29 protein-coding genes are annotated in these 24887 nt (G+C 65.5%); 23 read left to right on the top strand and 6 right to left on the bottom strand.

The window, feature by feature from the left end; all coding sequences use genetic code 11:
* Positions 1–427: 427 nt before the first annotated feature.
* Together ACVMDN_RS21100 and ACVMDN_RS21095 are read left to right on the top strand one after the other, a co-directional pair.
* Entirely contained in the window at positions 428–592 is a 165-nt protein-coding gene (locus ACVMDN_RS21100; RefSeq protein WP_168856726.1) for a hypothetical protein, read from the top strand.
* Positions 593–742: 150 nt separating this feature from the next.
* Positions 743–1180, top strand: coding sequence for a DUF5658 family protein (locus ACVMDN_RS21095; RefSeq protein WP_057019648.1), 438 nt, complete (start codon positions 743–745; stop codon positions 1178–1180).
* 78 nt (positions 1181–1258) lie between these two features.
* Here the strand turns inward: ACVMDN_RS21095 and ACVMDN_RS21090 are convergent, their stop codons facing one another.
* The 3 genes from ACVMDN_RS21090 to ACVMDN_RS21080 form a co-directional block, all read right to left on the bottom strand.
* Positions 1259–1765, bottom strand: coding sequence for a hypothetical protein (locus tag ACVMDN_RS21090; RefSeq protein WP_076831596.1), 507 nt, complete (start codon positions 1763–1765; stop codon positions 1259–1261).
* Positions 1766–1789: 24 nt separating this feature from the next.
* Entirely contained in the window at positions 1790–1999 is a 210-nt protein-coding gene (locus ACVMDN_RS21085) for a hypothetical protein (protein WP_456835019.1), read from the bottom strand.
* A 134-nt stretch (positions 2000–2133) separates the two neighbouring features.
* Entirely contained in the window at positions 2134–3015 is an 882-nt protein-coding gene (locus ACVMDN_RS21080) for a LysR substrate-binding domain-containing protein (protein ID WP_057019646.1), read from the bottom strand.
* 181 nt (positions 3016–3196) lie between these two features.
* Between ACVMDN_RS21080 and ACVMDN_RS21075 the strand changes: the two genes are divergently transcribed.
* From ACVMDN_RS21075 to ACVMDN_RS21010, 14 genes are all read left to right on the top strand, one after another.
* Positions 3197–3658: a (2Fe-2S)-binding protein gene (locus tag ACVMDN_RS21075; protein ID WP_057019645.1), complete on the top strand. Its 462-nt coding sequence runs from the start codon at positions 3197–3199 to the stop codon at positions 3656–3658.
* Between the two features lie 3 nt (positions 3659–3661).
* On the top strand, positions 3662–5839 hold the full coding sequence (locus ACVMDN_RS21070; protein ID WP_141339749.1) for a xanthine dehydrogenase family protein molybdopterin-binding subunit: 2178 nt from the start codon (positions 3662–3664) through the stop codon (positions 5837–5839).
* A gap of 87 nt (positions 5840–5926) precedes the next feature.
* On the top strand, positions 5927–6328 hold the full coding sequence (locus ACVMDN_RS21065; protein WP_456835020.1) for a hypothetical protein: 402 nt from the start codon (positions 5927–5929) through the stop codon (positions 6326–6328).
* 99 nt (positions 6329–6427) lie between these two features.
* Entirely contained in the window at positions 6428–6829 is a 402-nt protein-coding gene (locus tag ACVMDN_RS21060) for a FixH family protein (protein WP_456835021.1), read from the top strand.
* Positions 6830–6840: 11 nt separating this feature from the next.
* Complete coding sequence (locus ACVMDN_RS21055; protein ID WP_456835022.1) at positions 6841–8283, top strand: efflux RND transporter periplasmic adaptor subunit; 1443 nt, start codon at positions 6841–6843, stop codon at positions 8281–8283.
* Positions 8280–11447 (top strand): efflux RND transporter permease subunit, encoded by a 3168-nt coding sequence (locus ACVMDN_RS21050; RefSeq protein WP_456814523.1) that lies wholly within the window; start codon positions 8280–8282, stop codon positions 11445–11447. Before ACVMDN_RS21055 ends, ACVMDN_RS21050 begins: the two co-directional genes overlap by 4 nt.
* A gap of 300 nt (positions 11448–11747) precedes the next feature.
* Positions 11748–12020 (top strand): hypothetical protein, encoded by a 273-nt coding sequence (locus ACVMDN_RS21045; RefSeq protein WP_456814522.1) that lies wholly within the window; start codon positions 11748–11750, stop codon positions 12018–12020.
* 77 nt (positions 12021–12097) lie between these two features.
* On the top strand, positions 12098–12409 hold the full coding sequence (locus ACVMDN_RS21040) for a hypothetical protein (protein WP_456814521.1): 312 nt from the start codon (positions 12098–12100) through the stop codon (positions 12407–12409).
* A 9-nt stretch (positions 12410–12418) separates the two neighbouring features.
* Positions 12419–13846, top strand: coding sequence for a TolC family protein (locus ACVMDN_RS21035; RefSeq protein WP_456835023.1), 1428 nt, complete (start codon positions 12419–12421; stop codon positions 13844–13846).
* 12 nt (positions 13847–13858) lie between these two features.
* On the top strand, positions 13859–15214 hold the full coding sequence (locus tag ACVMDN_RS21030; RefSeq protein WP_456814519.1) for a multicopper oxidase family protein: 1356 nt from the start codon (positions 13859–13861) through the stop codon (positions 15212–15214).
* Positions 15215–15255: 41 nt separating this feature from the next.
* Positions 15256–15729: a cupredoxin domain-containing protein gene (locus ACVMDN_RS21025; protein WP_253639544.1), complete on the top strand. Its 474-nt coding sequence runs from the start codon at positions 15256–15258 to the stop codon at positions 15727–15729.
* 29 nt (positions 15730–15758) lie between these two features.
* Positions 15759–16061, top strand: coding sequence for a copper-binding protein (locus ACVMDN_RS21020; protein ID WP_057019685.1), 303 nt, complete (start codon positions 15759–15761; stop codon positions 16059–16061).
* Positions 16062–16259: 198 nt separating this feature from the next.
* Positions 16260–16952 (top strand): cation transporter, encoded by a 693-nt coding sequence (locus tag ACVMDN_RS21015; protein WP_456835865.1) that lies wholly within the window; start codon positions 16260–16262, stop codon positions 16950–16952.
* Positions 16953–17098: 146 nt separating this feature from the next.
* Positions 17099–17377, top strand: a complete 279-nt coding sequence (locus ACVMDN_RS21010; RefSeq protein WP_057019637.1) for a hypothetical protein — start codon at positions 17099–17101, stop codon at positions 17375–17377.
* 181 nt (positions 17378–17558) lie between these two features.
* Here ACVMDN_RS21010 and ACVMDN_RS21005 read toward each other — a convergent pair whose 3' ends face one another.
* Complete coding sequence (locus ACVMDN_RS21005; RefSeq protein WP_141339741.1) at positions 17559–18107, bottom strand: tetratricopeptide repeat protein; 549 nt, start codon at positions 18105–18107, stop codon at positions 17559–17561.
* A 284-nt stretch (positions 18108–18391) separates the two neighbouring features.
* Here ACVMDN_RS21005 and ACVMDN_RS21000 point away from each other — a divergent pair, with 284 nt between their 5' ends.
* From ACVMDN_RS21000 to ACVMDN_RS20985, 4 genes are all read left to right on the top strand, one after another.
* Complete coding sequence (locus tag ACVMDN_RS21000; RefSeq protein ID WP_063790156.1) at positions 18392–18712, top strand: His-rich protein BRANT; 321 nt, start codon at positions 18392–18394, stop codon at positions 18710–18712.
* A 231-nt stretch (positions 18713–18943) separates the two neighbouring features.
* The gene (locus ACVMDN_RS20995) at positions 18944–19369 is read left to right on the top strand and encodes a hypothetical protein (RefSeq protein ID WP_057019634.1); all 426 of its coding nucleotides are present in this window, start codon (positions 18944–18946) and stop codon (positions 19367–19369) included.
* Between the two features lie 361 nt (positions 19370–19730).
* Positions 19731–20447: an outer membrane protein gene (locus tag ACVMDN_RS20990; protein WP_057019633.1), complete on the top strand. Its 717-nt coding sequence runs from the start codon at positions 19731–19733 to the stop codon at positions 20445–20447.
* Between the two features lie 303 nt (positions 20448–20750).
* On the top strand, positions 20751–20990 hold the full coding sequence (locus ACVMDN_RS20985) for a DUF6719 family protein (RefSeq protein ID WP_057019632.1): 240 nt from the start codon (positions 20751–20753) through the stop codon (positions 20988–20990).
* A 65-nt stretch (positions 20991–21055) separates the two neighbouring features.
* On the opposite strand, the gene ACVMDN_RS20980 is transcribed toward ACVMDN_RS20985, so the two are convergent.
* Positions 21056–21307, bottom strand: a complete 252-nt coding sequence (locus tag ACVMDN_RS20980; protein WP_076831552.1) for a hypothetical protein — start codon at positions 21305–21307, stop codon at positions 21056–21058.
* Between the two features lie 509 nt (positions 21308–21816).
* Between ACVMDN_RS20980 and ACVMDN_RS20975 the strand changes: the two genes are divergently transcribed.
* The 3 genes from ACVMDN_RS20975 (at position 21817) to ACVMDN_RS20965 (ending at position 24292) form a co-directional block, all read left to right on the top strand.
* Positions 21817–22185: a hypothetical protein gene (locus ACVMDN_RS20975; protein ID WP_063790153.1), complete on the top strand. Its 369-nt coding sequence runs from the start codon at positions 21817–21819 to the stop codon at positions 22183–22185.
* Entirely contained in the window at positions 22182–23030 is an 849-nt protein-coding gene (locus ACVMDN_RS20970) for an alpha/beta fold hydrolase (RefSeq protein ID WP_456835024.1), read from the top strand. Before ACVMDN_RS20975 ends, ACVMDN_RS20970 begins: the two co-directional genes overlap by 4 nt.
* 101 nt (positions 23031–23131) lie before the next feature.
* Positions 23132–24292, top strand: coding sequence for a DUF2652 domain-containing protein (locus tag ACVMDN_RS20965; RefSeq protein WP_057019628.1), 1161 nt, complete (start codon positions 23132–23134; stop codon positions 24290–24292).
* A 35-nt stretch (positions 24293–24327) separates the two neighbouring features.
* Here ACVMDN_RS20965 and ACVMDN_RS20960 read toward each other — a convergent pair whose 3' ends face one another.
* Positions 24328–24861: a hypothetical protein gene (locus ACVMDN_RS20960; RefSeq protein WP_456814518.1), complete on the bottom strand. Its 534-nt coding sequence runs from the start codon at positions 24859–24861 to the stop codon at positions 24328–24330.
* Between the last annotated feature and the right edge of the window lie 26 nt (positions 24862–24887).

The raw sequence follows: 24887 nt of genomic DNA, 5'->3' as shown, positions 1-24887 counted from the left end.
CGCTGGGCGTTGTTCGGAAAAATCGAATATTGTTGCCGAGCGGGCTTGCGCTGCCGGGCAGCTCAGTGATTGAAGTTCGCAGGCACCCGCCAGGGACGGCCCTAGCGCTCGTCCCGCATATATGGACTTCGCTGGGAGACGAGTCTCAAGTCTTGGTCTGCCGACATCGTCTGGAGCCCGTGCATATGTGGCCCGCTCGCCGGGTTGCCCAACAGGATCCAGGCGATGGCGCCCGTGGCCAGCATTCCGCCGCAAATAACCAAAAGGTCCCGCCTCATCGCGCGTCCTCCGTATGCGGCCATTTCCAAGCATAAATCAGGCCAATCCATTTGGGCCCGGGCAAGTGCGGCGCACGGGATAGCGTTGGACAAGTAGGACAGGCTCGCCCTAAGCTTCGGCCGTTGCAGCAACCAGGCGCGGTTCAAGAATGGACTGGTCCTACTATCTCGGGGGCACTGCCATTGTCCTGCTCCTTCTTGCCTATCGGCTGCATGGCGGGCTGTTTAGGAAGAATTCACGGCGGGACGAGAAACTAAATCGACTGATTGATGAACGCATCGGACGCTTGGACCTGAAGCGCCGCAACGATTGAACCGCCCTGAAGCGGCACCTCGAGGCCAACGCAACGCCACTCTCCGGAATTATCCTCACGGCGACGGCAGAGCTACCTTGGTCTCCCGAGATGACCATCTCGGCAGATGATGCTTTTTTGTGATTTGAAAAGAGATATTTGAGCAATCGAATGAAGGTCTGGGTCTATACCGACACAAGCAAGCCCGTTGGCGAGCCGGAGCATCTGAAGATTTTCGCGACCAATGATGCCGCGCAGTCGTGGTTCAAGCGAAACGTCCCGGGGGGCGCCGCATTTGCTTACGAGATTATTCTGGGGCCACGTTACCTCGCCAAGACGCTCCTCGTGCTGTCCGTCCTGCTTCTTGGCATCGCCGATCTCTACACCACCAACACGATCCTGAATCTCGGCCTCGGCGAGTTGAACCCGTTCATGCATGTCGCTCAGACATGGCTCGGCCCCTGGTGGCTTATTCCGAAGCTCGGTCTGACCTATTTCATGATGTGGCTGCTTTGGCGCAGCAACAACCCCTACAATATCGCGATCGTGGCGGCGTTTTGCTCCACGCCCGTACTCAATAATCTTCTGATCATCGCAAGCACGAAGTAGCGAGGAACACCAGTGGTGCCTCCGCCAGGGCAGGCGCGAGACATCGCTGGCTTCATATCGGTTCGCTCGCTACGGCGATTACTGGCAGTAGTCCCAGAATCCTTGCGTGCGGGACGGATCGGTATAGTACCAGCACATGCCGGGCGCCGGCGCGGCACCGGCCCATGCCGCGGCCGTTGCCGCCGTCACGACCCCGATGGCAGCGCCGGCTGCGATTGCGCCGCCCCTTGGCCAGTAATACCGGCCCGGACGCGCCCATCCGCCGCCTCCCACCACCGTCCGGCCGCGAACCGCGACGTTGCCGCGGGGCCCGACGACGGCGGTGCGGCCGCGATAGGCGCCACCGCGCGGCCCAACGGCTGCGCCACCACGGTGAACGACGGCACCGCCGCGGGGACCGACCGCTGCGCCGCCACGGCGGCCGGCCGCGCGGACTGCAACGACGTCGGATGATTGCGCGACGTGATTACCGATCGGCATCGCGCCGAGCAGCGCTGCGGACGCCGATTCAAGCGGTATTGCCGCAATGATCGAGGCGGTGAGGATGGACGCTGCAAGCATCGTAGTACGCTTCAAGTCAAGCATCAGTGTATCTCCTGCTAAATTCGGCTACGTCCACCGGTCGATCCGGTGGGCGCGGCGCTGTCCTCCGTCGATCAGCCCGCTGTACTCGATGCCGTCCGAGTTCGAAAAGACGAGACTGCCCGAGAGATGACCGCTGGACATCTGGGTCGAGTCAAGGCCCGCGCCGCCAACGGCGTCGCTCGGATATTCAATTCTCGAGATGGGAAGGCGCGTCCAAACCTCGGCAGGCAGCATGTCGCGCCTCACTTGAACGGAAGCCGCCCGGCATCGGCGCGACGGCCTCATTGCACGTTCTCATCCTACGCGCTCCGTCGCGATGTCACAACCTTGGCCAGTCGCGTTGAGCGGTTTGGCCGCGGCGATCTGTCTCAGCCATACGTCTCCACGATGAAGTCGATCAGCGCGCGCAGCTTCGGCGTCATCTTGCGATGCTTCGGCCACAGGATCTGGCGCGCGCGGCTCTGCGTCGTGTAGTTCGGCAGCAGGACCTGCAGCCGTCCCGCGGCGATATCGTCGGCCAGCAGCTCGTCGCGCATCAGCACGATGCCGGCGCCCGCCAGCGCCGCATAGCGGATGCCGAACGCGCTGTTGATGAAGAGGCGGCTCGCGACATCGACATGCACTTCGCCCTCCGGCCCCGAGAATGTCCATCGCTGCCCGTCCGACCAGCCGGGGTAGCGCAGGCATTCATGGCGGGCGAGATCGGCCGGATGGGTTGGCGTGCCGCGTTCGGCGAGATAGCTCGGCGCGGCGCACACCACGCCTGTATAGGGCGACAGCGAGCGCGACATCATGGTGGAGTCGGTCAGCGTGCCGACCCGGATCGCCGCATCCAGCCCTTCCTCGAGCAGATCGACCATCCTGTCGCTGAGGATGAGGTCGACCGAGACTTCCGGATATTTCTTCATGAAGCGGACCAGCGCGGGCGCCAGGCTGTACGACCCGAAGGCGACCGAGGTCGCCACGCGGAGCTTGCCGCGCGGCGCGCTGAGCGCCTCCTCGACCAGCGCATCGCCGGCCTCGGCCTGTTCAAGCAATTGCTTGCAGTGATCGAGATAGCTGCGGCCGAGCTCGGTGAGGCCCTGCCGCCGGGTCGACCGGTTGATCAATTGCGATCCGAGCCGGTCCTCGAGAAATCGGATATGCTTGCCGATCATGGTCGGCGACATCCGCAACTCCTTGGCCGCCGCGGTGAAGGAGCCGAGATCGGCGACGCGGGCGAACACGGACATGCTGGTCAGTCGATCCATGATTATAAACCAATGGTTGTTTCACTGCGCATCAAGGCGCTACTTATTGGGTGCTGGAACTATATTTATTACCATAAGTGAGCAATCGGCGCGATGATGCGTCCGATTGCTTCGAAATGCTGCCGATTTCGCCCGGAGGGACGCAATCTCGCCGGAGCCTGAACCAGACAGGAGTGTCACGATGCCCTTCCAGATCACGATCAATGGGACCAGTCATTCGGTCGATGCCGATGGCGACACGCCGCTGCTCTGGGTGCTGCGCGACGTGCTCGGCATGACCGGCACCAAGTTCGGCTGCGGCATGGCGCTGTGCGGCGCCTGCACGGTGCATCTCGACGACACGGCGGTGCGCTCCTGCATCACGACCATCGACAGCATCGGCGACTCCAGGATCACGACCATCGAGGCGGTCGGCATGACGCCGGCGGGCAAGAAGATCCAGGACGCCTGGCTCGCGCATGAGGTGCCGCAATGCGGTTACTGCCAGTCGGGGCAGATCATGTCGGCCTCCGCGCTGCTCGCGGGCAAGCCGAAGCCGACCGATGCCGATATCGATGAAGCGATGTCGGGCAATATCTGCCGCTGCGGCACCTATGTGCGCATTCGCGAAGCCATCAAGCAAGCCGCGCAGTCGGGAGGTTGAGCCATGACGCTGATCGACAATCTGTCTGAGCGCGCTGCCGACCTGTCGCGGCGCAATTTCCTCCGCGCCGGCGCGATCGCGGGCGGCGGTCTGCTGCTCAGCGTGAGCCTGCCGTTCGCGGGCCGCGAGAGCGAGGCGGCGGCCTCCGACGGCTTCGCGCCGAACGCCTTCGTCCGGATTGGCGGCGACGGCAAGGTCGTGTTGACCATGCCCTATGTCGAGATGGGGCAGGGCACCTACACCTCGATCCCGATGTTGATCGCCGAGGAGCTCGAGATCGGCCTGACGCAGGTCCGGCTCGAACACGCGCCGCCGAGCGACAAGCTCTACGCCAACCCGCTGCTCGGCGTGCAGGCCACCGGCAATTCGAACGCAATGCGCGGCGCCTGGCAGCCGATGCGGAAAGCCGGCGCCACCGCGAAGGCGATGCTGGTCGCGGCCGCGGCGAAACGCTGGAACGTCGAGCCGGGGACATGCCGCGCCGAGAACGGCGAGGTGCATCACGCGGCCTCCGGACGCAAGCTGGGTTACGGTGAACTCGCGACTGACGCGGCGCAGATGCCGGTGCCGGAGAATGTCACGCTGAAGAGCCCGTCCGAGTTCAAGCTGATCGGCACGCCGGCCAAGCGGCTCGATACACCCTCCAAGATCAACGGCACGGCGGTCTATGGCATCGACGCACGGCCGCCCGGGGTGAAGGTCGCGACGCTGGCGCAGTCGCCGGTGTTCGGCGGGCGGGTGAAGCGCGTCGATGATGCGGCGGCAAAAGCCGTCAAGGGCGTGCGCCAGATCGTGACGCTCGACGACGCCGTCGCGGTGGTGGCCGACCACATGGGGGCGGCGAAGAAGGGTCTGGCGGCGCTCACGATCGAGTGGGACGAGGGCCCTCACGCCAAGCTCGCCACATCGGACATCGCGCGCGAGCTCGAAGCAGCCACCACCAAGCCGGGCACGGTCGCGCAAAATATCGGCGACGCCGACAAGGCGATGGCGGGCGCGGCGACGAAAGTCGAGGCGACCTATCAACTGCCGTTCCTCGCCCATGCCACGATGGAGCCGATGAACTGCACCGTGCATGTGCGTTCCGACGGTTGCGAGATCTGGGTCGGCAGCCAGGCGCTCTCGCGTGCGCAGGCGGTGGCCGCGAAGGTGCTGAACATGCCACCGGAGAAGGTGGTGGTGCACAATCATCTGCTCGGCGGCGGCTTCGGCCGCAGGCTCGAGGTCGACGGTGTCATTCGCGCCGTGCAGATCGCCAAGCAGGTCGATACGCCGGTCAAGGTGGTGTGGACCCGCGAGGAGGACATCCAGCACGACATGTACCGGCCCTACTGGTGCGACCGGATTGCGGTCGGCCTCGATGCATCTGGCAAGCCGGTTGCCTGGAACAACCGCTTCGCCGGCTCGTCGGTGCTGGCGCGATGGGCGCCGCCGGCGTTCCGCAACGGGCTCGATCCCGACACGACCGAGGGCGCGATCGATCTCGTCTACGACATTCCGAACTTCCATGTCGAATATGTCCGGGTCGAACCACCGGGCATTCCGACCGCGTTCTGGCGCAGCGTCGGGCCCTCGCACAACGTGTTCGTCACCGAAAGCGTGATCGACGAGCTGGCGGCGGCGGCGAAGCAGGATCCGGTCGACTACCGCCGCGCGCTGCTCGGCAAATCGCCGCGCGCCAAGGCGGCGCTCGAGCTCGCGGCGGCCAAAGCCGGCTGGGGCGGCAAGCTGCCGGCCGGGCGCGGACGCGGCGTGTCGCTGCAATTCGTGTTCGGCAGCTACCTCGCGCAGGTCGCCGAGGTCGAGGTCGCCAAGGACGGCTCGGTCCGTGTCCACCGCGTCGTCTGTGCGATGGATTGCGGCACCGTGGTCAATCCCGACACAGTGCAGGCGCAGCTCCAGAGTGGCATCAATTTCGGCGTCACGGCGGCGCTCTACGGCGAGATCACGCTCAAGGACGGCCGCGTCGAGCAGAGCAATTTCGACAGCTACCAGATGCTGCGCATCGATCAGGCGCCGGCGATCGAGGTCCATATCGTGCCGAGCACCGAGCCGCCGGGCGGCATGGGCGAGACCGGAACCTCGGGCATCGTGCCGGCGATCAGCAACGCGATCTTCGCGGCGACCGGCAAGCGGCTGCGCAAGATGCCGGCCGATCCGGCGGTATTGAAGCAGACCTAGGGGCGAGTGAGAGCTCCCCCCGGGTGCTGGCGCGATCGTGAAGCCGGACGGATTTGCGCCGTGCACTGATCCGTGCGAGAAGCGGGCATGCATCTGAGGCGGCTCGCCAATCTCTGGATTCTGCTGCTCGTCGCGGCCGGGCTGTTGCTCGCGCCCGTGGCGCCGGCATTTGCCCGGATGATGCCGGATGCCTCGGCCGCTGCGATGCAGGCGATGCCGGACGATCACGCCATGTCTGGACAGGCGATGTCCGAGCAGGCGCTGGCCGACGACATGCCGTGCTGTCCGGACCAGGGCAAGAGCAAGGGCTGCGACGACTGTCCGTTCCTCGCGCTCTGCATGTTGAGCGTTTCGCTGCCTGTGCCCGCCGGCGCCATGTCGCTGATCGAGCGCGATCCGCTGAGCAGCCGGATCGCCGCCCATGACGACCGTCTGCTCGACGGCCTTGGCGCCAAACCTCCCGATCATCCGCCTCGAACCACCGTCTGACGGGCGCGCCAGCGCCTGATCGCTGACGCGTGCGCCAATGGCGCGCGTGCCTTTGCATGCCGCTCACGCGGCTCATCAGACGTATCGAGGATCATCACCATGAAGTCTTTCCACCGGGCGCGCGCCACCGCCGCCGCGCTGATCGGCGTTGCCATGACGGGCATGTCTGCCCACGCCGAGATCAAGAACTACGAATTCCAGCTGGTGCAGCCGACCGTCAAGGCGGGTGCCGACCGCATCGTCACGGTGCGGCTGGTCGACAAGACGAGCGGGAAAGCCGTGCCCGATGCGGTCATCTTCTCGACCCGGCTCGACATGGCGCCCGACGGCATGCAGGAGATGGCCACCAAGGTGACGCCGATGCCGGGCACCGAGCCCGGCACCTACCGGTTCAAGGCGACTTTCGGCATGGCCGGCCGCTGGCAATTGTCGCTCGGCGCCAAGGTGCAGGGCGAGACCGGCGCGCTCGAGAACAAGCTCGTCGTCACGGCCGAGCAATGAGCCGCCGAGCAATGGGCGCCTTAACATGGGCCGGCGCTGCCGCTGCGATCGCGGCAGCGGCAGGCGCCGCATGGATCGGCCGCAACCTGCCGCCGCGGCCGGTGACCGCTGCGATCGTCGCCGTCGCGCGGGCGGCGGAGACTGCTGCGCCGATCTACTACCGCGATCCCGACGGCAAGTCGCTCTATTCGGCGACACCGAAGAAGACGCCTGACGGGCGCGACTATCTGCCGGTGTTTGCCGATGACGACGGCGGTGCCGGCGGGCCCGGGCAATCGGCAGACGTGAGCGCGCCCGCCGCGAAAGGCGAGCGCAAGGTGAAATATTATCGCAATCCCATGGGACTTCCCGACACCTCGCCGGTGCCGAAGAAGGACTCCATGGGGATGGATTACATCGCCGTCTATGACGGCGATGACAGCGACGACGGTTCGATCACGCTGTCGCCCGGCAGGATCCAGCGCAGCGGCGTCAAGTCCGAGCCCGCGCAGATGCGCCGCATCCGTACGCTGGTCCGCGCACCCGGCACGATCCAGCTCGACGAACGGCGGGTGTCGGTGATCGCAATGCGCGCCGAGAGCTATGTGCAGAAAGTCGCCGACGTCACGACCGGCAGCCGTGTGACGAAGGGCCAGCCGTTGATGGAGATCTACAGTCCGGCAATATCGTCCGCTGCGGCCGAATATGTCGCGACCATCACGTCGAAGGCGACTGCGAACATCGAGCCCTACGGACGCGGCTCCAAGCAGCGGCTGACCAATCTCGACCTTCCCGAACCCGTCATCGCCGAGATGGAGAAGAGCCGGACCGTTCCGATCGCGATCCAGTGGCTGTCGCCGCGCGACGGCATCGTGCTGCAGCGTGCCGCCATCGAGGGCATGCGCGCGCAGCAAGGCGACGTGCTGTTTCGGATTGCCGACGTCTCTGTCGTGTGGGCATTGGTCGACGTTGCCGAGCGCGATCTCGGCAATATCGTGGTCGGGCAGAACGTGACCGTACGCGCGCGCAGCTATCCCGGCCGCAGTTTCGTCGGCCGGATCAGCGTGGTCTATCCGCAGGTCAACAAGGAGACGCGCACCGCGCGGGTGCGGATCGAATTGCAGAATGCCGACCTCGCGCTGCTGCCGGACATGTATGTCGACGCGGAGATCGACACCGGCAGCCCGGCGCCGGTACTTGCGGTAGCTGATAATTCCATCCTCGACACCGGGAGCCGCCAGAGCGTGCTGATCGACCGCGGCAACGGGCGGTTCGAGCCGCGCGAGGTCAAGCTCGGGCGGCGCGGCGAGGGCTATGTCGAAATCCGCGAGGGCATCGCCGAAGGCGATGCGGTCGTGACATCAGCGACGTTTCTGATCGATGCCGAAAGCAACCTGAAGGCGGCGATCAAGGGCTTCGCCGAGGCCGGTGCTGCCCAGGCGGGCGAGGGCGACAAGACGGGAGACCGGCGATGATTGCCCGTGTCATCGCCTGGTCGGCGCGTAACCTGCTGCTGGTGCTGTTCGGCACCGGCTTTGCGGCAGCCGCGGGCCTCTACGCGCTGCTGCATCTGCCGCTCGATGCGATCCCCGATCTCTCCGACACCCAGGTCATCGTCTACACCGAATATCCCGGCCAGGCGCCGCAGGTGATCGAGGACCAGGTCACCTATCCCCTGACCACGGCGATGCTGACGGTGCCGAAGTCGAAGGTCGTGCGCGGCTTCTCGTTCTTCGGCGTCTCCTTCGTCTATGTCATCTTCGAGGACGGCACGGATATCTACTGGGCGCGCTCGCGCGTGCTCGAATTCCTCAACGGCGCGGCGTCGCGGCTGCCGGCCGGCGTCTCACCGACCATCGGGCCCGATGCGACCGGGGTCGGCTGGGTCTACCAGTATGCCGTGATGTCGAAAGAGCTGAACCTTGCCGACACCCGCACGATCCAGGACTGGAACCTGAAATTCGCGCTTGCCAGGGCCGAAGGCGTGGCCGAGGTCGCCAGCGTCGGCGGCTTCGTCAAGCAGTATAATGTGATCCTCGATCCGCAGCGGATGCGCGATCGCGGCATCACCATGCAGCGGATGCGCGACGCGATTCGTGCCAGCAACGCCGATGTCGGCGGCCGCACCGTCGAGCTCTCCGAGTTCGAATATGTCATCCGCGGCAAGGGCTATCTGAAGGACATCAACGATCTCGGCAACATCGTGCTGAAGACCGATAGCGGCACGCCGGTGCTGCTGCGCGACGTCGCCCGCGTCGAGCTCGGCCCCGACGAGCGGCGCGGCATCACTGAACTGAACGGCGAGGGCGAGGTCGCGAGCGGTATCGTGCTGCAACGCTTCGGCGTCAACGCGCTCGACGTGATCGAGAACGTCAAGAAGCGTTTCAGGGAGATCGCGAGCAGCTTGCCGAAGTCGGTCGAGATCGTGCCGGTCTACGACCGGTCCAATCTGATCTATGCGGCGATCGACACGCTGAAGCGCACATTGCTGGAGGAGAGCGCGGTGGTCGCGCTGGTCTGCATCCTGTTCCTGCTGCATGTCCGCAGCGCGCTGGTCGCGATCCTGATGCTGCCGGTCGGCGTCTTGATGGCGTTCGGCGCGATGAAGCTGCTCGGCATCGGCTCCAACATCATGAGCCTCGGCGGCATCGCGATCGCGATCGGCGCCATGATCGATGCGGCGATCGTGATGATCGAGAACGCGCACAAGCACCTGGAGCGAGCCGAGCCCGGCAGGTCGCGGGTCGCGATCCTGATCGAGGCCGCGGCGGAGGTGGGGCCGGCGCTGTTCTTCAGCCTGCTGATCATCACCGTGTCCTTCATGCCGATCTTCACGCTGGAATCGCAGGAGGGGCGGCTGTTCTCGCCGCTTGCGTTCACCAAGACGTTCGCGATGGCGGCGGCGGCGCTGTTGTCGGTGACGCTGGTGCCGGCGCTGATGGTGATCTTCGTCCGCGGCAGGATCGTCCCCGAGCACAGAAATCCGATCAACCGTTTCCTGATCTGGATCTACCGTCCGGTCATCCACGCCGTGTTGCGGGCGAAAACGCTGGTGATCCTGCTGGCGCTCGGCGCCGTCGCCGTCTCGATCTGGCCGGCCCGGCAGCTCGGCACCGAGTTCATGCCCGACCTCAATGAGGGCACGCTGCTCTATATGCCGACCACGCTGCCGGGGATTTCGGTGACCAAGGCGGCCGAGCTGTTGCAGATGCAGGACCGCATCATCCGCAGCTTTCCGGAGGTCGCCTCGGTCTACGGCAAGGCCGGCCGCGCCGCGACCGCGACCGATCCGGCGCCGTCGGAGATGTTCGAGACCATCATCAATCTGAAGCCGAAAGTGCAATGGCGCGCCGGCCTCACGCTCGACCGCCTGATCGCGGAGATGGACAAGGCGCTGCAATTCCCCGGCGTCTCCAACGCCTGGACCATGCCGATCAAGGCGCGCATCGACATGCTCTCGACCGGGATTCGGACGCCGGTCGGCGTCAAGGTGATCGGTCCCGATCTTGCCGTGATCGACAAGCTCGCCCGCCAGGTCGAGCAGGTCGTGCGGGGCGTGCCCGGCACCTCGTCGGCCTATGCCGAGCGCAGCCTCGGCGGCTACTATCTCGAGGTCACGCCGAATCGTGAGGCCTTGTCGCGCTACGGCATCGCGGTGCAGGACGTGCAGGACACCATCGCGACCGCGCTCGGCGGGCAGAGCGTGACGACGACGGTCGAGGGACGCCAGCGCTTCACCGTCAACATGCGCTATCCGCGCGATTTGCGCGACAATCCGGGCGCGATCGCCAGCGACATCCTGGTGCCGATGCCGGCGGGCGGCGCGGTGCCGCTCGGCGAGGTCGCCGACATCGCGCCGGCGCGCGGGCCGACCACGATCCGGACCGAGAACGGGCAACTCGCGACCTACATCTATGTCGACATCCGCGATCGCGATCTCGGCGGCTATGTCGCGGACGCGGAGCGCGCGGTGCAGGCCGGCGTGCAGTTTCCGCCCGGAACCTACGTGGTCTGGAGCGGGCAGTACGAATATCTCGAACGCGCCGCGGCGCGGCTCAGGATCGTGGTGCCGGTGACGCTGTCGATCATCTTCCTGCTGCTCTACCTCAATTTCCGCTCGGTGGCGGAGACGATGATCGTGATGCTGTCGCTGCCGTTCGCGCTGGTCGGCGGCTTCTGGCTGATGTGGGCGCTCGGCTTCAACCTGTCGGTTGCGGTCGCGGTCGGCTTCATCGCGCTCGCCGGCGTTGCCGCCGAGACCGGCGTCGTGATGCTGATGTATCTCAACCAGGCGCTGGGCGAGGTCACGGCGCGCCGCGCTGCCGAGGGACGCACGATCGATCGTGACGACCTCAATCGCGCGATCATCGCGGGCGCGGTCGAGCGCGTCCGGCCGAAGATGATGACGGTGGTCGCCATCATGGCCGGGCTGTTGCCGATCATGTGGAGCACCGGCACCGGCTCGGAGATCATGCAGCGCATCGCGGTGCCCATGATCGGCGGTATGATCTCGTCGACGCTGCTGACGCTGATCGTGATTCCCGCGATCTTCGCCGTCGTGAAGGGCATCAAGATCGAAGCGAGAGTGTCGGCACCCGAAGTTGCTTCCTGTGCCGCGCGCCAGCAGGCAAGGATGTGATGGAAACATGACGCCTGTTGGTAGTTTCAAATCGGATTGAATGATACCCCAAGGGGGTATATAGCTGATGGCGGTTTGCGGCAGGCTGATTTGCGGTTAGCTTGCGGGTGGTTGGAGACGCGGGCGCGGGTGTTGGTGCGATTGACGAGGACAGGGCGGGTTCGGGCGGGATGTTCCATCATCCTAGCCTATCTGTTTTGCGTGCTCGCGCCGTCCTTTGCGCTCGCGTTCGGCGCGCCGTTTCCGTGCCTGACCGATGAGGTCCAGCCGCCTGTGATGATGCATGTGCATGATGGCGCGATGCCGATGACACACGCCGATGCTGCCGCGCACGATCATGGCGGCACGCATTTGCATCACGCCGCCGATGCCGCCGAACCGCCGGCCAAGCACAGCCACGACGGCAAGAACGCGCCGGGGCCGTGCTGCGCCTTGATGTGCGTGTCGGCGCTGCCGGCCGATCTTCCTTTCGTCGCCGGTCCCTTGCATCCGATCTCGACCCGTCTCGCCGAGGCCTGTCAGGGCCTGCGGAGCGAGGCGCCTCCGCGCCTCTATCGTCCCCCCATCGCCTGATCGTTCGCTGACATCGTGGCGGTGCCGCACGCTTGCGTGCGCACGCCTGTTATTCATCGGATGATCGGGACAGATCCATGTATTCGCATCTCGGGGCGAGGCTCGCCGCCGTGGCCACCAGGCTTGGCAACAGGCTCGGCTGGCGCGCGCCACCCACATTGCTGTCGCGGATGGCCGCCGCCATCCTCGCATCTGCGCCGCTCGCCGGCTGCATGACCGACGGCCGGCCGGTCGCCGTCGCAGGCGATCCGGCAAACCCGGCGGCGGGGACGGCCGCCGTCGGCTACCGCTCGACGATCGCGCCCTACAGCAGCCTGCGTCCGTCGACGCCGCAGCCCTGGCGCGAGCGCAATGGCGGCGTGACGCCGCCGGCCAAGCCGGACCAGTAGGAGGGCGCCATGCGACATCGGATCATCGTGCCGATCCTGCTGCTTGCGTCATCCGCGCTCGCGGGATGCGCGTCGTTCTCGCCCGACACCGGCATGGGCGTTGTCTCCGAGGTGACCGAGCAGGCGATCGGCAAGGACGTCGCCTTCGTGCGGTCGGTGGATGAGGCCGCGACCGTCGACGCCGCAGTGAAGCGGCTGCTCGCGCGCAATTTGACGGCGGATGCCGCCGTGCAGGTTGCGCTCTTGAACAACAAGGGGCTGCAGGCCGCCTATAACGAGCTGGCGCTGGCGGAGACCGATTACGTCGCCGACAGCCTGCCGCCGAACCCGACCTTCTCGGTCTCCCGCATCAGCGGCAACGGCGCCAGCGAGGTCGAGCGGCAGGTGGTCGGCGACATCCTGGCGCTGGCGACCCTTCCGGCCCGCTCCGAGATCGCGCGCGAGCGCTTCCGCCAGGCGCAGCTCAAGGCCGCGCTCGCCACCTTGCGGCTTGCCGCCGAGGTGCGGCGCAGCCATGTCGCGGCGGTGGCCGCGAACGAGACGGTCGCGCTGCTGACGGATGCGAAGGCGACCGCGGAGTCGACCGCGCAGCTCGCGAAAAAGCTCGGCGAGACCGGCGGCATGAACAAGCTCGACCAGGCCCGCGAGCAGGTGTTCTACGCCGAGATCACCGCCGACCTCGCCAGCGCGCGGCAGAATGCGGCGAGTTCGCGCGAGCGGCTGGCGCGCCTGCTCGGATTGTGGGACGGCGATCTCGGCTTCCGAATCCCCGGCAAGTTGCCATTGCTGCCGAAGCGGCCATTGGAACAGCCGTCGATCGAGGTCGCCGCGGTCGGCCATCGCGTCGACCTGCAGATCGCACGGATGGAAATCGTCGCGCTCGCCAAGGCGCTCGATCTCACCGAGGCGACGCGTTTCGTCACGCTGCTCGACGTCGCCGGCATAGACAGGCGGACGCACGATCCCGAAGCCCCGCCGTTCAGGGAGCGCGGCTTCGACGTCCAGTTCCAGATTCCGATCTTCGACGGCGGCGAGGTGCGCGTGCGCCAGGCGGCGGAGATCTACCGCCAGGCGATGAACCGCCTGACCGAGAAGGCGATCAACGTCCGCTCCGAGGCACGCGACGCCTACCGCGTCTACCGCTCGACCTACGACATCGCGCGCCATTACCAGCGCGAGGTGCTGCCGCTGCGGCAGATCATCACCGAGGAGATGCAGCTGCGCTTCTCCAGCATGCAGGTCGACGTGTTCGCGCTGCTGACCGAAGCGCGGCAGCGGCTCGCCTCGCTGCGCGCGGCGATCGACGCCAGGCGCGACTTCCTTCTGGCGCAATCCGAGCTGCAGACCGCGATCAACGGCGGCGGCTCGGCCGGCGCAGCATCGACACCGTCTTCCATCGCCTCGGCCGCGCAGCCCGCGGCCGGCGGCGGTCATTGAATGGAGCAGCACATGTTTTCTCGACGAGGATTTCTGGGCGGCGCGGCGCTGGTCACGGCGAGCGCGGTCAGCGGCCGCGTCCAGGCCGCCGCCATTCCCGAAGCGCCGACCATGGACAAGGTGGTGATGCAGCCGCCGCTACATCCCGCCAGCGGGCCGGACTACCGGCCGGTGGTCACGCTCAATGGCTGGTCGCTGCCGTGGCGGATGAACGGCGACTGGAAGGAATTCCATCTCGTCGCCGAGCCCGTGGTGCGCGAATTCGCCGACGGCATGAAGGCCAATCTCTGGGGCTATAACGGCCAGGCGCCGGGGCCAACCATCGAGGCGGTCGAGGGCGACAAGGTCCGCATCTTCGTCACCAACAAACTGCCGGAGCACACCACGGTGCACTGGCACGGCATGATCGTGCCGTCAGGCATGGATGGCGTCGGCGGGCTCAACCAGCCGCACATCAAGCCGGGCAAGACCTTCGTCTACGAGTTCGAGATGAAGCACAGCGGGACCTTCATGTACCACCCGCATTCCGACGAGATGGTGCAGATGGCGATGGGCATGATGGGCATGTTCATCGTGCACCCGCGCGATCCGGCATTCCGGCCAGTCGACCGCGATTTCGTCTTCATCATGAGCAGCTACCTGATCGACCCCGGCACCTATCTGCCGAAGGTCAATGAGATGACCGACTTCAACATGTGGACCTGGAACAGCCGCGTCTATCCCGGCATCGATCCGATGCCGATCCGTCTCGGCGACAGGATCCGCGTGCGGATCGGCAACCTGACCATGACCAACCATCCGATCCATGTGCATGGGCATAATTTCGCGGTGACCTGCACCGACGGCGGCTGGGTGCCGGAGAGCGCGCAGTATCCGGAGACCACGACCGACGTGCCGGTCGGCGCGGTCAGGGCGTTCGACATGCTCGCCGACAATCCGGGCGACTGGGCGTTCCACTGCCACAAGTCGCACCACACCATGAACGCGATGGGCCACGACGTCAGAAACTTCATCGGCGTGTCGCGCCAGGATCTGGCCAAGGCGGTCGGCAAGCTCGCGCCCGACGCCATGGTGATGGGATCGACCGGCATGGCGATGGGCAACATGGAGATGCCCGCGCCCGACAACACGCTGCCGATGATGACCGGCACCGGACAATTCGGGCCGATCGAGATGGGCGGCATGTTCACGGTGATGAAGATCCGCGAGGGGCTCGGCCGCGACGATTACGCCGACCCCGGACCGTACAAATATCCGCCGGGCACGGTTGCCTATGAGATCGAGGCGCCCGCCGCCGAGCCCGCGCGCCAGCCGCCGGCGGCGCCCGGGCGAAAAGCCAAGCCATCGATGAAGGGAATGAAGATGTAACGGATTCAGCCCACTCACCAACGACAAGCATCAAACACAGAATGGAGAATCCAGTGAAGCAACTCACCAGCATCGGCATCGCGCTGATTGCGCTGTCGGTCACCGCAGTGCCGTCCCGCGGTCACGAGAAGCACGGCCATGAATCCTATTCGGCCGGCGAGCCCGGCGATCCGAGCAAGCCGTCGCGCACGGTCGAGGTCGAGATGAAGGAGATGGAGTTCACGCCGTTCCGCATCGAGGTCAAGCGCGGCGAGCAGATCCGCTTCGTGATCCGCAACGCGGGCACCGAGGATCATGAATTCCTGCTCGCGACCACCGAAGAGAATCTGAAGCATGCCGAAGTGATGAAGAAGCATCCGCACATGGAGCATGACGATCCGAACGGCGTTCGCCTCGCACCGAAGAAGAGTGCGGAGATCGTCTGGAAGTTCACCAAGGCCGGAACGTTTGAATATTCCTGCCTGATCCCGGATCACCGCGACTACGGGATGACCGGCCGCGTCATCGTGAAATGAAACCAGCAACGAAAGAAAGCACAACAATGATGAACAGGATGATCCAACTTGCCGGCGCCGGCGCGTTCGCGCTGGCTCTGACCCTGGGCGCGGCGCTCGCGCAGGCCGCCGCGATCAATGGCGAGGTCAAGAAGATCGACGAGGGAGCCGGCAAGATCACGCTCAAGCACGGCCCGGCCAAGAGCCTTGGCATGGACGAGCCGATGACGATGGTTTACCGGGTCAAGGATCCTGCGCTGCTGAAGCAGGTCAAGGTCGGCGACAAGGTCCGGTTCGAGGCCCAGGAGGGCGACGGCGGCTACACGGTCACCGCGATCCAGAAGGCGAAGTGAGGCGACGGCCCGCATCAGCAGGTTGGGCTGTCGGCTGAACGCAGCCGGCAGCCCTTGAACCCGCGACGCATGATCGCCGGAGCTGTTCCGGATGGATCGGCTTGAACGCGTTGCGTGGCCGGCCTTATCCTGTCGTCTGCAAGGACGAGCAATGAACGATTGCTGCGGGCAGAATGCTGCGCACCACCGCCGCTGACGCTGCCGGTCAAGGCCGGCGTGCGGGCAGGGGACCGCGACCGCGCGGCCGATTCGTGCGGCTGCTCGGGCGGCGTTCCGGTCTTTGACGGCCTCGATCCGCGCTACAGGCGCGTGCTCTGGACGGTCATCGGCATCAATGGCGCGATGTTCCTGACCGAGATGATCGCGGGTCAGTTTGCCGGATCGCAGGCGCTCAAGGCCGATGCGCTCGACTTCCTTGCCGATACGGTCACCTATGGACTGAGCCTTGCGGTGATCGGCGCCGGCCTGCGCGTGCGCGCCTCCGCCGCACTGTTGAAGGGCGCGTCGCTGAGCTTGATGGCGCTGTGGGTGTTCGGCTCGACCGTCTACCAGACGTTCGCGCTCGGCGTGCCGAAGGCCGAGGTGATGGGCGCCATCGGCGCGTTGGCACTCGCGGCCAATCTAGGCTCGGTTCTGCTTCTGCTGCCGTACAAGGACGGCGATGCCAATGTCCGCTCGGTCTGGCTCTGCTCGCGCAACGACGCGATCGGAAACCTCATCGTGATGGCGGCGGCTCTCGGCGTGTGGGGATCGGTCTCGGCCTGGCCTGACCTTGCCGTCGCCACCGTGATGGCGACGATATTCCTCACCTCGTCGGTGCAAATCCTGCGGCAGGCATGGGCCGAATATCGCGAGGCGGCGCTACGCAGCCCGTCAGCAGCGCATGGCTGAGGAAGCCGCAAACGCCCGGTGCTTCCTGCGACAGGCCGCGCCAAGGCGGAAATTTGCCGCGCATTTACCTTAAATCATGGCTCCGTGGGAACGTCCGTGGCAGCGGCGCGTTGCTGTGCATCATTCGAGCGCAGAAGGCCCCCTCCATGACAATCAACGCGGCAATACTGATGGCGGCATTGGTGCTATCGGGAACCGTGTTGGCGCAAAGCTCCGGCCCTTCGGCCGGCTCGGCGGGGGCCGGGCAGGCCGCCAACGTGACCACCACCGGCGAGGCGCTGAACAGCGCCAAGAAGACCGGCAACAGCGGGCCGCCGGTCGAGAAGGCCGCGCGTCCGGCCAAGCCGGATGCCGGCGCCGCGGGCAACACGGTGGGGGCGAGCCGCCCGCAAAAGCCCGATCGTCGCCTCGAGCATTATCCGTAATCTCCATCCGTAACGATTATGCTGATCCGTGGGATGGGTGGAGCGAAGCGATACCTATCACCTCTGATCCGCGCGGAAGCAGGATGGGTTTCGCTGCGCTCCACCCATCCTACGGCGCAGCAAAAAGCCGGCGCAGTCGTCGTGACCACGCCGGCTCGATGTAGGAAGCGGTTGCCTTAACTCAGTAAACCAGGCCGGTGCCCGGGGGCTTCTCCAGCGCTGCGGCGAGCGAGCGATATTCGTCGCTGTTGGTGCCGGCGAGCTGGGCGATGCGGTTCAGGTGGTACTGCGCCTGATCGCGGTTGCCCTGTTCGACCTGCCAGAGGCCGTAATACTGCCAGGTGCGCACGTGGGCCGGGTCGGCCTTCAGCGCGCGCTCGTACCAGATCTGCGAGACCTTGTAGTCGCCGAGCTTGCGATAGGAGTAGCCGATCAGGTTGGCGACGTCGGCGCGATCATCCTGGCCGAGCGCCTTCAGCTGCTCGATCGCGGCGGTATAGTCGTGCTTGTCGTAAATCGTGGTGTAGGCGGCGCGATAGCCGGCCAGGAACTTCTGATCGTCGATCGCGGAGCTCTTGTCCTTCTTCGCCTTCTTGCCCTTGCTGCTGCCGCTGTCGGAAGCCGGCGGCGAGGGATTGTCGCTGCCCGCGGCATAGGCCGAGATGACCGGCCCGGAGGCGAGCGTCATCGAGAGCATTGCGAGGCCCAAAAACTTCGTCTTCCTGCTCATTCCTGGTTGCTCCTGATCGTTCCTGATCGTGCTCGGTAATCCTACACCGAAGCCTGATGACTTGAACACCCAGGGGTGCAGAACATTCCCGGCCGATCCCACGATTGCGTGATCCTGCTTTTCCGGCGGTAGAGGAGAACATGACAGAGATGTCATGCACATGAATGAAGTCCGTCAGGGTCCTTCAGAACGGGTTCAGTGCGCGGCCCATAAGGTCACGTGCATTGATCGGTGAGGCCGACCATCCGGCCGGAGACCTCTCGATCCCGACGAGGAGGACCACCATGCTGAAGACGATTTCCGCCGCGCTGCTCGCCATGTCCGTGATCGCAGCGCCCGCGCTCGCCGTCGAGACCGGCAAGGCCGCAACGCCCGCGCCGGCGACCACGACTGCCCCGGCAACCAAGGCCGCTCCCGTGATCAAGAGCGAGCAGCTGCCGTCGAAGGTGCGCAACGCCAACGCCAAGATGCACCACAAGCACTATCGCCATCACCGCCACCACAAGCACATGGGCATGCTGAAGGTGAAGTCGCCGAAGCATGCGACCAAGCACGTCCACGCGAAGGTCGCGACCAAGCACGTCGCGCCGGCCAAACGCGGCTGACCCAAGCGCGGTTGAATCTGATCCGAGGGGCGTAGTTTCGATCCACATTGCCCCGCTGCGCCTTTTGGATGCAGAACCGGCCCGTCCGTCCATTGCTTCCCCAATGGCGACGGGCCGGAGTGCGTCTGGCTCCGGTTGTGAACCCGGGCGAGGAATAACCGAGTTGCGAATTCCCTTCGGCCGCCCGGCAGTCTATGAGACGGCCTCCGGGGACACAGGGAACAGCGTCGTTTGCGGATTTCATCACAACTGGCAGCCATCCTGCTGCTCTCGCTTCCGCTCGCCGGCTGCCTCACCAGCGACGACGGCGGCGGGCCGACCACCTTCACCGATGACCGGGGCGTCGCCAACCAGCCGTTCCCGGACCGCTACCGCGACCAGATCCTAGCCTTCATGCGGACCTACCTGAACAATCCGGTCGGGGTCCGCGAGGCTGCTATCGCCGAGCCGGCGCAGCGTACGGTCGGCGGCCGGCTGCGCTACGTCGTGTGCCTGCGCTACAGCGCGAAGGATACCGACGGCAATTACCGCGCCGCCCGGGAGCGCGGTGTCCTGTTTGTCGACGGCCGGCTCGACCGCATCCTCGACAACCCCGCCGAGCCCTGCGCCGGCGCGTCCTACGCGGCATTTCCGGAACTGGAAAAGATGCCGCGCTAAGGCATGATCCGGAAAAGTGTGAAGCGGTTTTTCCGAAAGGATCATGCCCGAACAAGAAGCAGGAGCGCGATCTGATCTCGCTTCTGCGCGGCGGCTTGTCGCAAGCCTGATCGAAACGTTAGCGAACTCCGATCACTTTTCGGGGAGCGTTGAACTTCACTTTAGCCGTCTGCGACTTACATCCAGCCGAGATGCGGCTGCTTAACCGGTGAAAAAAACCTTCTGTGCCAGGGAACAAACGGGCGTTGTTGCGACCCTGTCACAGCTCGGAAACATCACGGGTGCGGCATTGCCCCAAAGCAACCTAATTGAGGTCACGTTGTTTGGCTTTACAGCGCAGCGTTAGTAACGGGGATCAGAAATGAAGAAGTTTTTGCTCGGCACAGTCGCGCTGGCCGCCCTTGCGGGCCCTGCGTTTGCGGCTGACATGCCGGCCCGCACCTATACCAAGGCACCGCCGCCATATACCGCCCCCGCCGTCGTCTACAACTGGACCGGTTTCTATATCGGCGGCCATGTCGGCGGCGCGTTCACCGACGGCAACAACCTGATGGGCAGCGACGCGCGCTTCATGGGTGGCGTGCAGGGCGGCTTCGACTATCAGTTCGCCCCGAACTGGGTGATGGGCGCCGAGGCGCAGTATTCCTGGCTGCCCAGCTCCTCGAACAATGGCGTGCTGCTCCCGGGCGGAACGCTGGTGACCGGCAATACCGACCAGATCGGTTCGGTGACCGGCCGCCTCGGCTACACTTGGGGGCCGGCGCTGCTCTACGCCAAGGGCGGTTATGCCTGGCGCGACAACAACAACATCACCGCGTCGGTCGGCGGCGTGCCGGCGTCCTTCACCACCGATGGCGGCCACAAGGACGGCTACACGGTCGGCGCGGGCCTCGAATACATGTTCGCCCCGAACTGGTCGGCGAAGGCCGAGTACCAGTACTACAATTTCGGCAAGACCAACTTCACCAGCGGCCCGGCCGACCTCGTCGGCACGAGCTTCCGGAACGACGAGCACACCGTCAAGCTCGGGGTCAACTACCGCTTCGGCTGGGGTGGCCCGGTCGGCTCCCGCTACTGATCGCGGCTTCATCGCATCAATGAAAGGCCGGCCTTCGGGTCGGCCTTTTTTGTTGGCCAGCCGCTCGCCCCGGAATGACGACGGATGCGGTGAACCCGTAGCCCGGATGGAGCGCGGTGTAATCCGGGGCAGCCGACCCGACGAAGGAAGTCCCGGATTTCGCTCCGCGCCATCCGGGCTACGACGCTACATTCACCTGATGTTCAGGCCTGATCGTGCAATGCAAAAAATAATTCCTGCATTGCACGGAACTTTCATCGTGCTGCGCTATTATGCGATCGCCGGGCTGGTGGACAAACGAACATGCGTAGTTTTGCGTTAGGGCTGATCCTCTCTGCGGTCTCCGTGCCGTGCCTTGCCCAGACTATCCTCAAATCCGAACCCCTGGCGCTCGCGCCCTATGAGGTCGTGTTCGTGCAGGATGCGTCCTGCTCGGCTGGCAAGGTGCTCAAGGTGACCGGCGCGATCCGGGGTCTGCATCGGCGGAAGATTTGCGTTTCGGTCGCCGCCGAACAGGCCTCGCTGGCGACGGCCACGCCGTAGGCGCGGGCGACCGCACCGATTGCATCCTCGGCCCGCCGCTGCGCGCCGGCCAGCCTGCCGTCTGATCAGTTCAACCGCGGCTCCAGGCGTGCTTCGCGATCGGCATCGGCCTTGTTCTTGGCCGGATCCTCGTTCGGCTCGAGCTGACAGGGCCGGATTTCGTAGTCGTTATCCAGCACCGGGCGCGGCGCGGACTCCTCCTCTCCGGAGATGGCATCCACCACCAGGCCGGATTTCCTGGCCAGTGTCCAGACATCCGCCTCGGTCGGGTAGGCCTTGCTCAGCTTGGCGTCCTGATAAAACAGCGCGTACGGCATTCGTCGTTCCCCAAACAACCGACAACGCCAGCCCCCGTTTTGGGTTTCAGGCAATATCGCCGCTCCGGTCACGGAACCGTGAGCGAGCATCCGCGGCAAGCATCTGAAAATATGAGTCATTTCGGTTCTTTCGCGGAAGGGCCTTGAGTCCTTAACGGGTGGTAAACCCCCGAAAAAAGAATCCCCGGGACTCTCCGGGTAGAATCGCCGGATGCTCCGGCCCATGAGAGCAATCCACCAGCCCCCTTACGAACGCGTGCAGCTCGCGCTTGCGGTTGCGCTGCTCGCGGCCTGCGCCGCCAATGTGGCGCTGGTCTGGTCCTGGCTTTAGATATCCTGGCTTTAGATCTCCCGGCTCTCGCCAAAATCTGTATGTGGCGGCCACGCGAAAACGCCGGAGCCGCGCGGCGCCGCTGGCGATTGACGGCACCGGCATTCCTCCCATCATTGCCGGCAGAACAAGCGCCCGCTGCGCCCTGCGCGGACGGGCCGCGATCGGGGGAGCTGATATGATCGACACGCTGAAGGAACGGGTCAACGGCGACGCCGGCCTGGTGCGGCGCGGCCGCTACCTCACCACGACATTCCTGCTCGAGATCGGCGCGGCCGCCTGGCTGATCGCGATCCATGAGGGCCGGATCGTCGCGGTGACGAAGGGCCCGTTCGTGATGCCCTCGTCGTCGTTTGCGCTGCGCACCTCGCAGGCGGAGTGGGACCGGTTCTGCGAAAAGCGGCCGCCGCCGGGCTCGAACGACCTGATGGCGCTGATCAAGCGCCGCGTGCTGAAGGCTGAGGGCGAGCTGCAGATCTTCATGGCGAACCTGCGCTACTTCAAGGAGGCGCTCGGCAAGCTGCGCCGCGAGGGAGTGGCCGCATGAGCGCCAGGTTCGAACCGATCGTCGGCCGTTACATGCATCTGGAGCTGTTCGGCCGGGCCCACCGCGTCTATGTCGAGGAGGCGGGCGAGGGCACGCCGCTGCTCTGCCTGCACACCGCGGGCGCGGACGGGCGGCAATATCGCGGCCTGATGAACGATGCGCGCGTCACGCGCAACCATCGCGTCATCGCCTTCGACATGCCCTGGCACGGCAAGTCGTCGCCGCCGCAGGGCTGGCACGACGAGGAGTACCAGCTCACCTCCGCGCAATATACGACCATGATCCTGGCGGTGATGGACGCGCTCGACCTCGACAGGCCGATCGTGATCGGCTGCTCGATCGGCGGCCGGATCGCGCTGCATCTCGCGCTCGAGCATCCCGAACGTTTCCGCGCCATCATCGGCCTGCAGGCCGGCGCGCATGTCGATCCCTATTACGACCTGAATTTCCTGCACCGGCCGGACGTGCATGGCGGCGAGGTCGCCGCCGCCATCGTCTCGGGCCTCGTCGGCCCCGACGCGCCCGACAAGGAGCGGTGGGATACGCTGTGGCATTACATGCAGAGCGGGCCCGGCGTGTTCAAGGGCGACCTCTATTTCTACAAGGTCGACGGCGACATCCGGGCCCGCGTCGCCGAGATCGACACCAGACGTTGCCCGCTGTTTCTGTTGTCGGGCGAGTACGACTATTCCTGCACGCCGGAAGAGACGCTGGCGGTGGCGAACAGCATTGCCGGGGCTGAGGCCACCATCATGAAGGGCCTCGGCCATTTCCCGATGAGCGAGAATCCGGGCGAATTTCTCACGCACCTGCTGCCGGTGCTGGAGAAGATCGGCGGCCGCTAGCGCACGCCCGGGGTTGCTTTGGTCCTCGACCTCGGGCGGCGCGGTATGACAGACTGCGCGTCCGCCCGATTGGGCGTGAACCGGTTGCGCAGGAGGTCCCCATGCTTCCGAAGGCTGAAGCGGCCTATTTCGCGATTGCCGACATCTCCGGCTATACCAACTTCCTCGCGGCGGTCGAGCTCGACCATGCGCAGGATATCATCGCCGATTTCATGGATACGGTGGTGAAAGCGCTGCGCCCGCCGTTCCGCCTCGCCAAGTTCGAAGGCGACGCCGCGTTCGTCTACACCACCGCCGAGACGATCGACGGCTCGCTGCTGCAGGACGCGATCGAGGGCGCCTATTTCAAATTCCGCCGGCGCCTGCGCAGCGTGCGCCAGGCCTCGACTTGCGAGTGTCAGGCCTGCGTCGCGATGGGCGATCTCGATTTCAAGTTCGTTATCCATCATGGCGAGATGGTGAAGCAGAAGATGGGCGGCAGGGAGGAGCTCGCCGGGCGCGACGTCATTCTGGTCCACCGGCTGCTCAAGAACACGGTTGCTGAGAAGATCGGCGGGCGCGCCTACGCGCTCTACAGCGACGCGGCCATCCGCGCGATGGGTGTCGACCCGGTCGCGCAGGGTCTCATCGCCCATCGCGAAACCATCGACGTCATCGGCGACGTGACGCTGTGGGCGCGCGATCTGGAAGCGGCGTGGCGGCAGGAAGACGCGCAAACCCGGATGCAGGTGACGCGCGACGATGCCTACGTCATGCTGGAATTCGACATCGCCGCGCCGCGGCAGACGGTTTGGGAGTTTTTCACCGTGCCCGGGCAATGGCAGAAATGGTGGGACGCCGATACCATCGTCGAGGATTCCGGCAAGGGACGACGCGGTCCCGGCACCAGGAACCACTGCATGCACGGCAACCATACCGTCGTTGAGGAGATGCTCGATTGGCGCCCGCCCGATTATTTCACGGTGGGCATCACGCTTCCGATTCCCGGCGCGCCGCGGATCGTGATGACTCGCGCCGTTCTGGACGGTCCAAGCGGAATGACGCATCTGGAGCTGCGGGTCGCCAAACCTAAACCAAAGGATCGAGAGTTCGTCGACGGCGCCGCGGTGAAATACGCCGAACGCATGACCAAGGCGATCGCCGGCTTGCGATCCATGCTGGAAGGGAAGCAGCCTGCCCTCGATGCAGTGGAGGAGCCGGCGTTGACGCGATCGAGCGGACGCTTCCTGACCGAGCCGGTGAAGTCGGGCGCGCGCGGCTGATGCCCAACGCACGGTCCGGGTCTAATGGGGCTGCGTTACTTGCCCGAGCGCGGCAGCTCGTTGATCGCGGCGCGGACCTTGGCCATGGTCGTGGTGCAATATTCCTCGCGCTCCTTCAGGAAGCGCTGCTGCTGTGCGCGGAAATTGGCAACCCGCTCCCGCACCTCGGATCCGAAGTCGCCGCTGATGTCGAGCCTGGCAAAGTGCGGCAGCTGCGCCGGTTGAGGCGGGACTTCGACGACCGTCACCGCCAAAGGCGACGGAGCGGGGAGCAGGCCCTCGATCACGGTCGGCGCCGGAAGCGGAGGCGGCACGACCGCAGCCCGCACCTCAGCCTTGACGCTGAGCGTGGCGACCGCCTCGGCCAAGGCCTGTTCAGCGGCGATCGGCAACGCGGCGGCGGGGGCAGGTGTAGCGGCAGGCGGCGTAGCGGTCGGCTGGGCGGCAGGCGCCGCCGCCGTCCGTGAGGCAGGCGCCGGCAGCTCGGCGTCGGGCAGCTTGCCCTTCACCGACTGTACGAAAGCCATTGTCTGCGCGATCAGGAGATCGCGTTCTTTCATCCACTTCATGGCGCACCCTGAGCGCGCGGATTCCA

The sequence above is a fragment of the Bradyrhizobium sp. USDA 4510 genome, from assembly GCF_054059095.1.
Note: the sequence above shows the minus strand (reverse complement) of the source record. Positions and strands in the feature narration are given on the sequence as shown.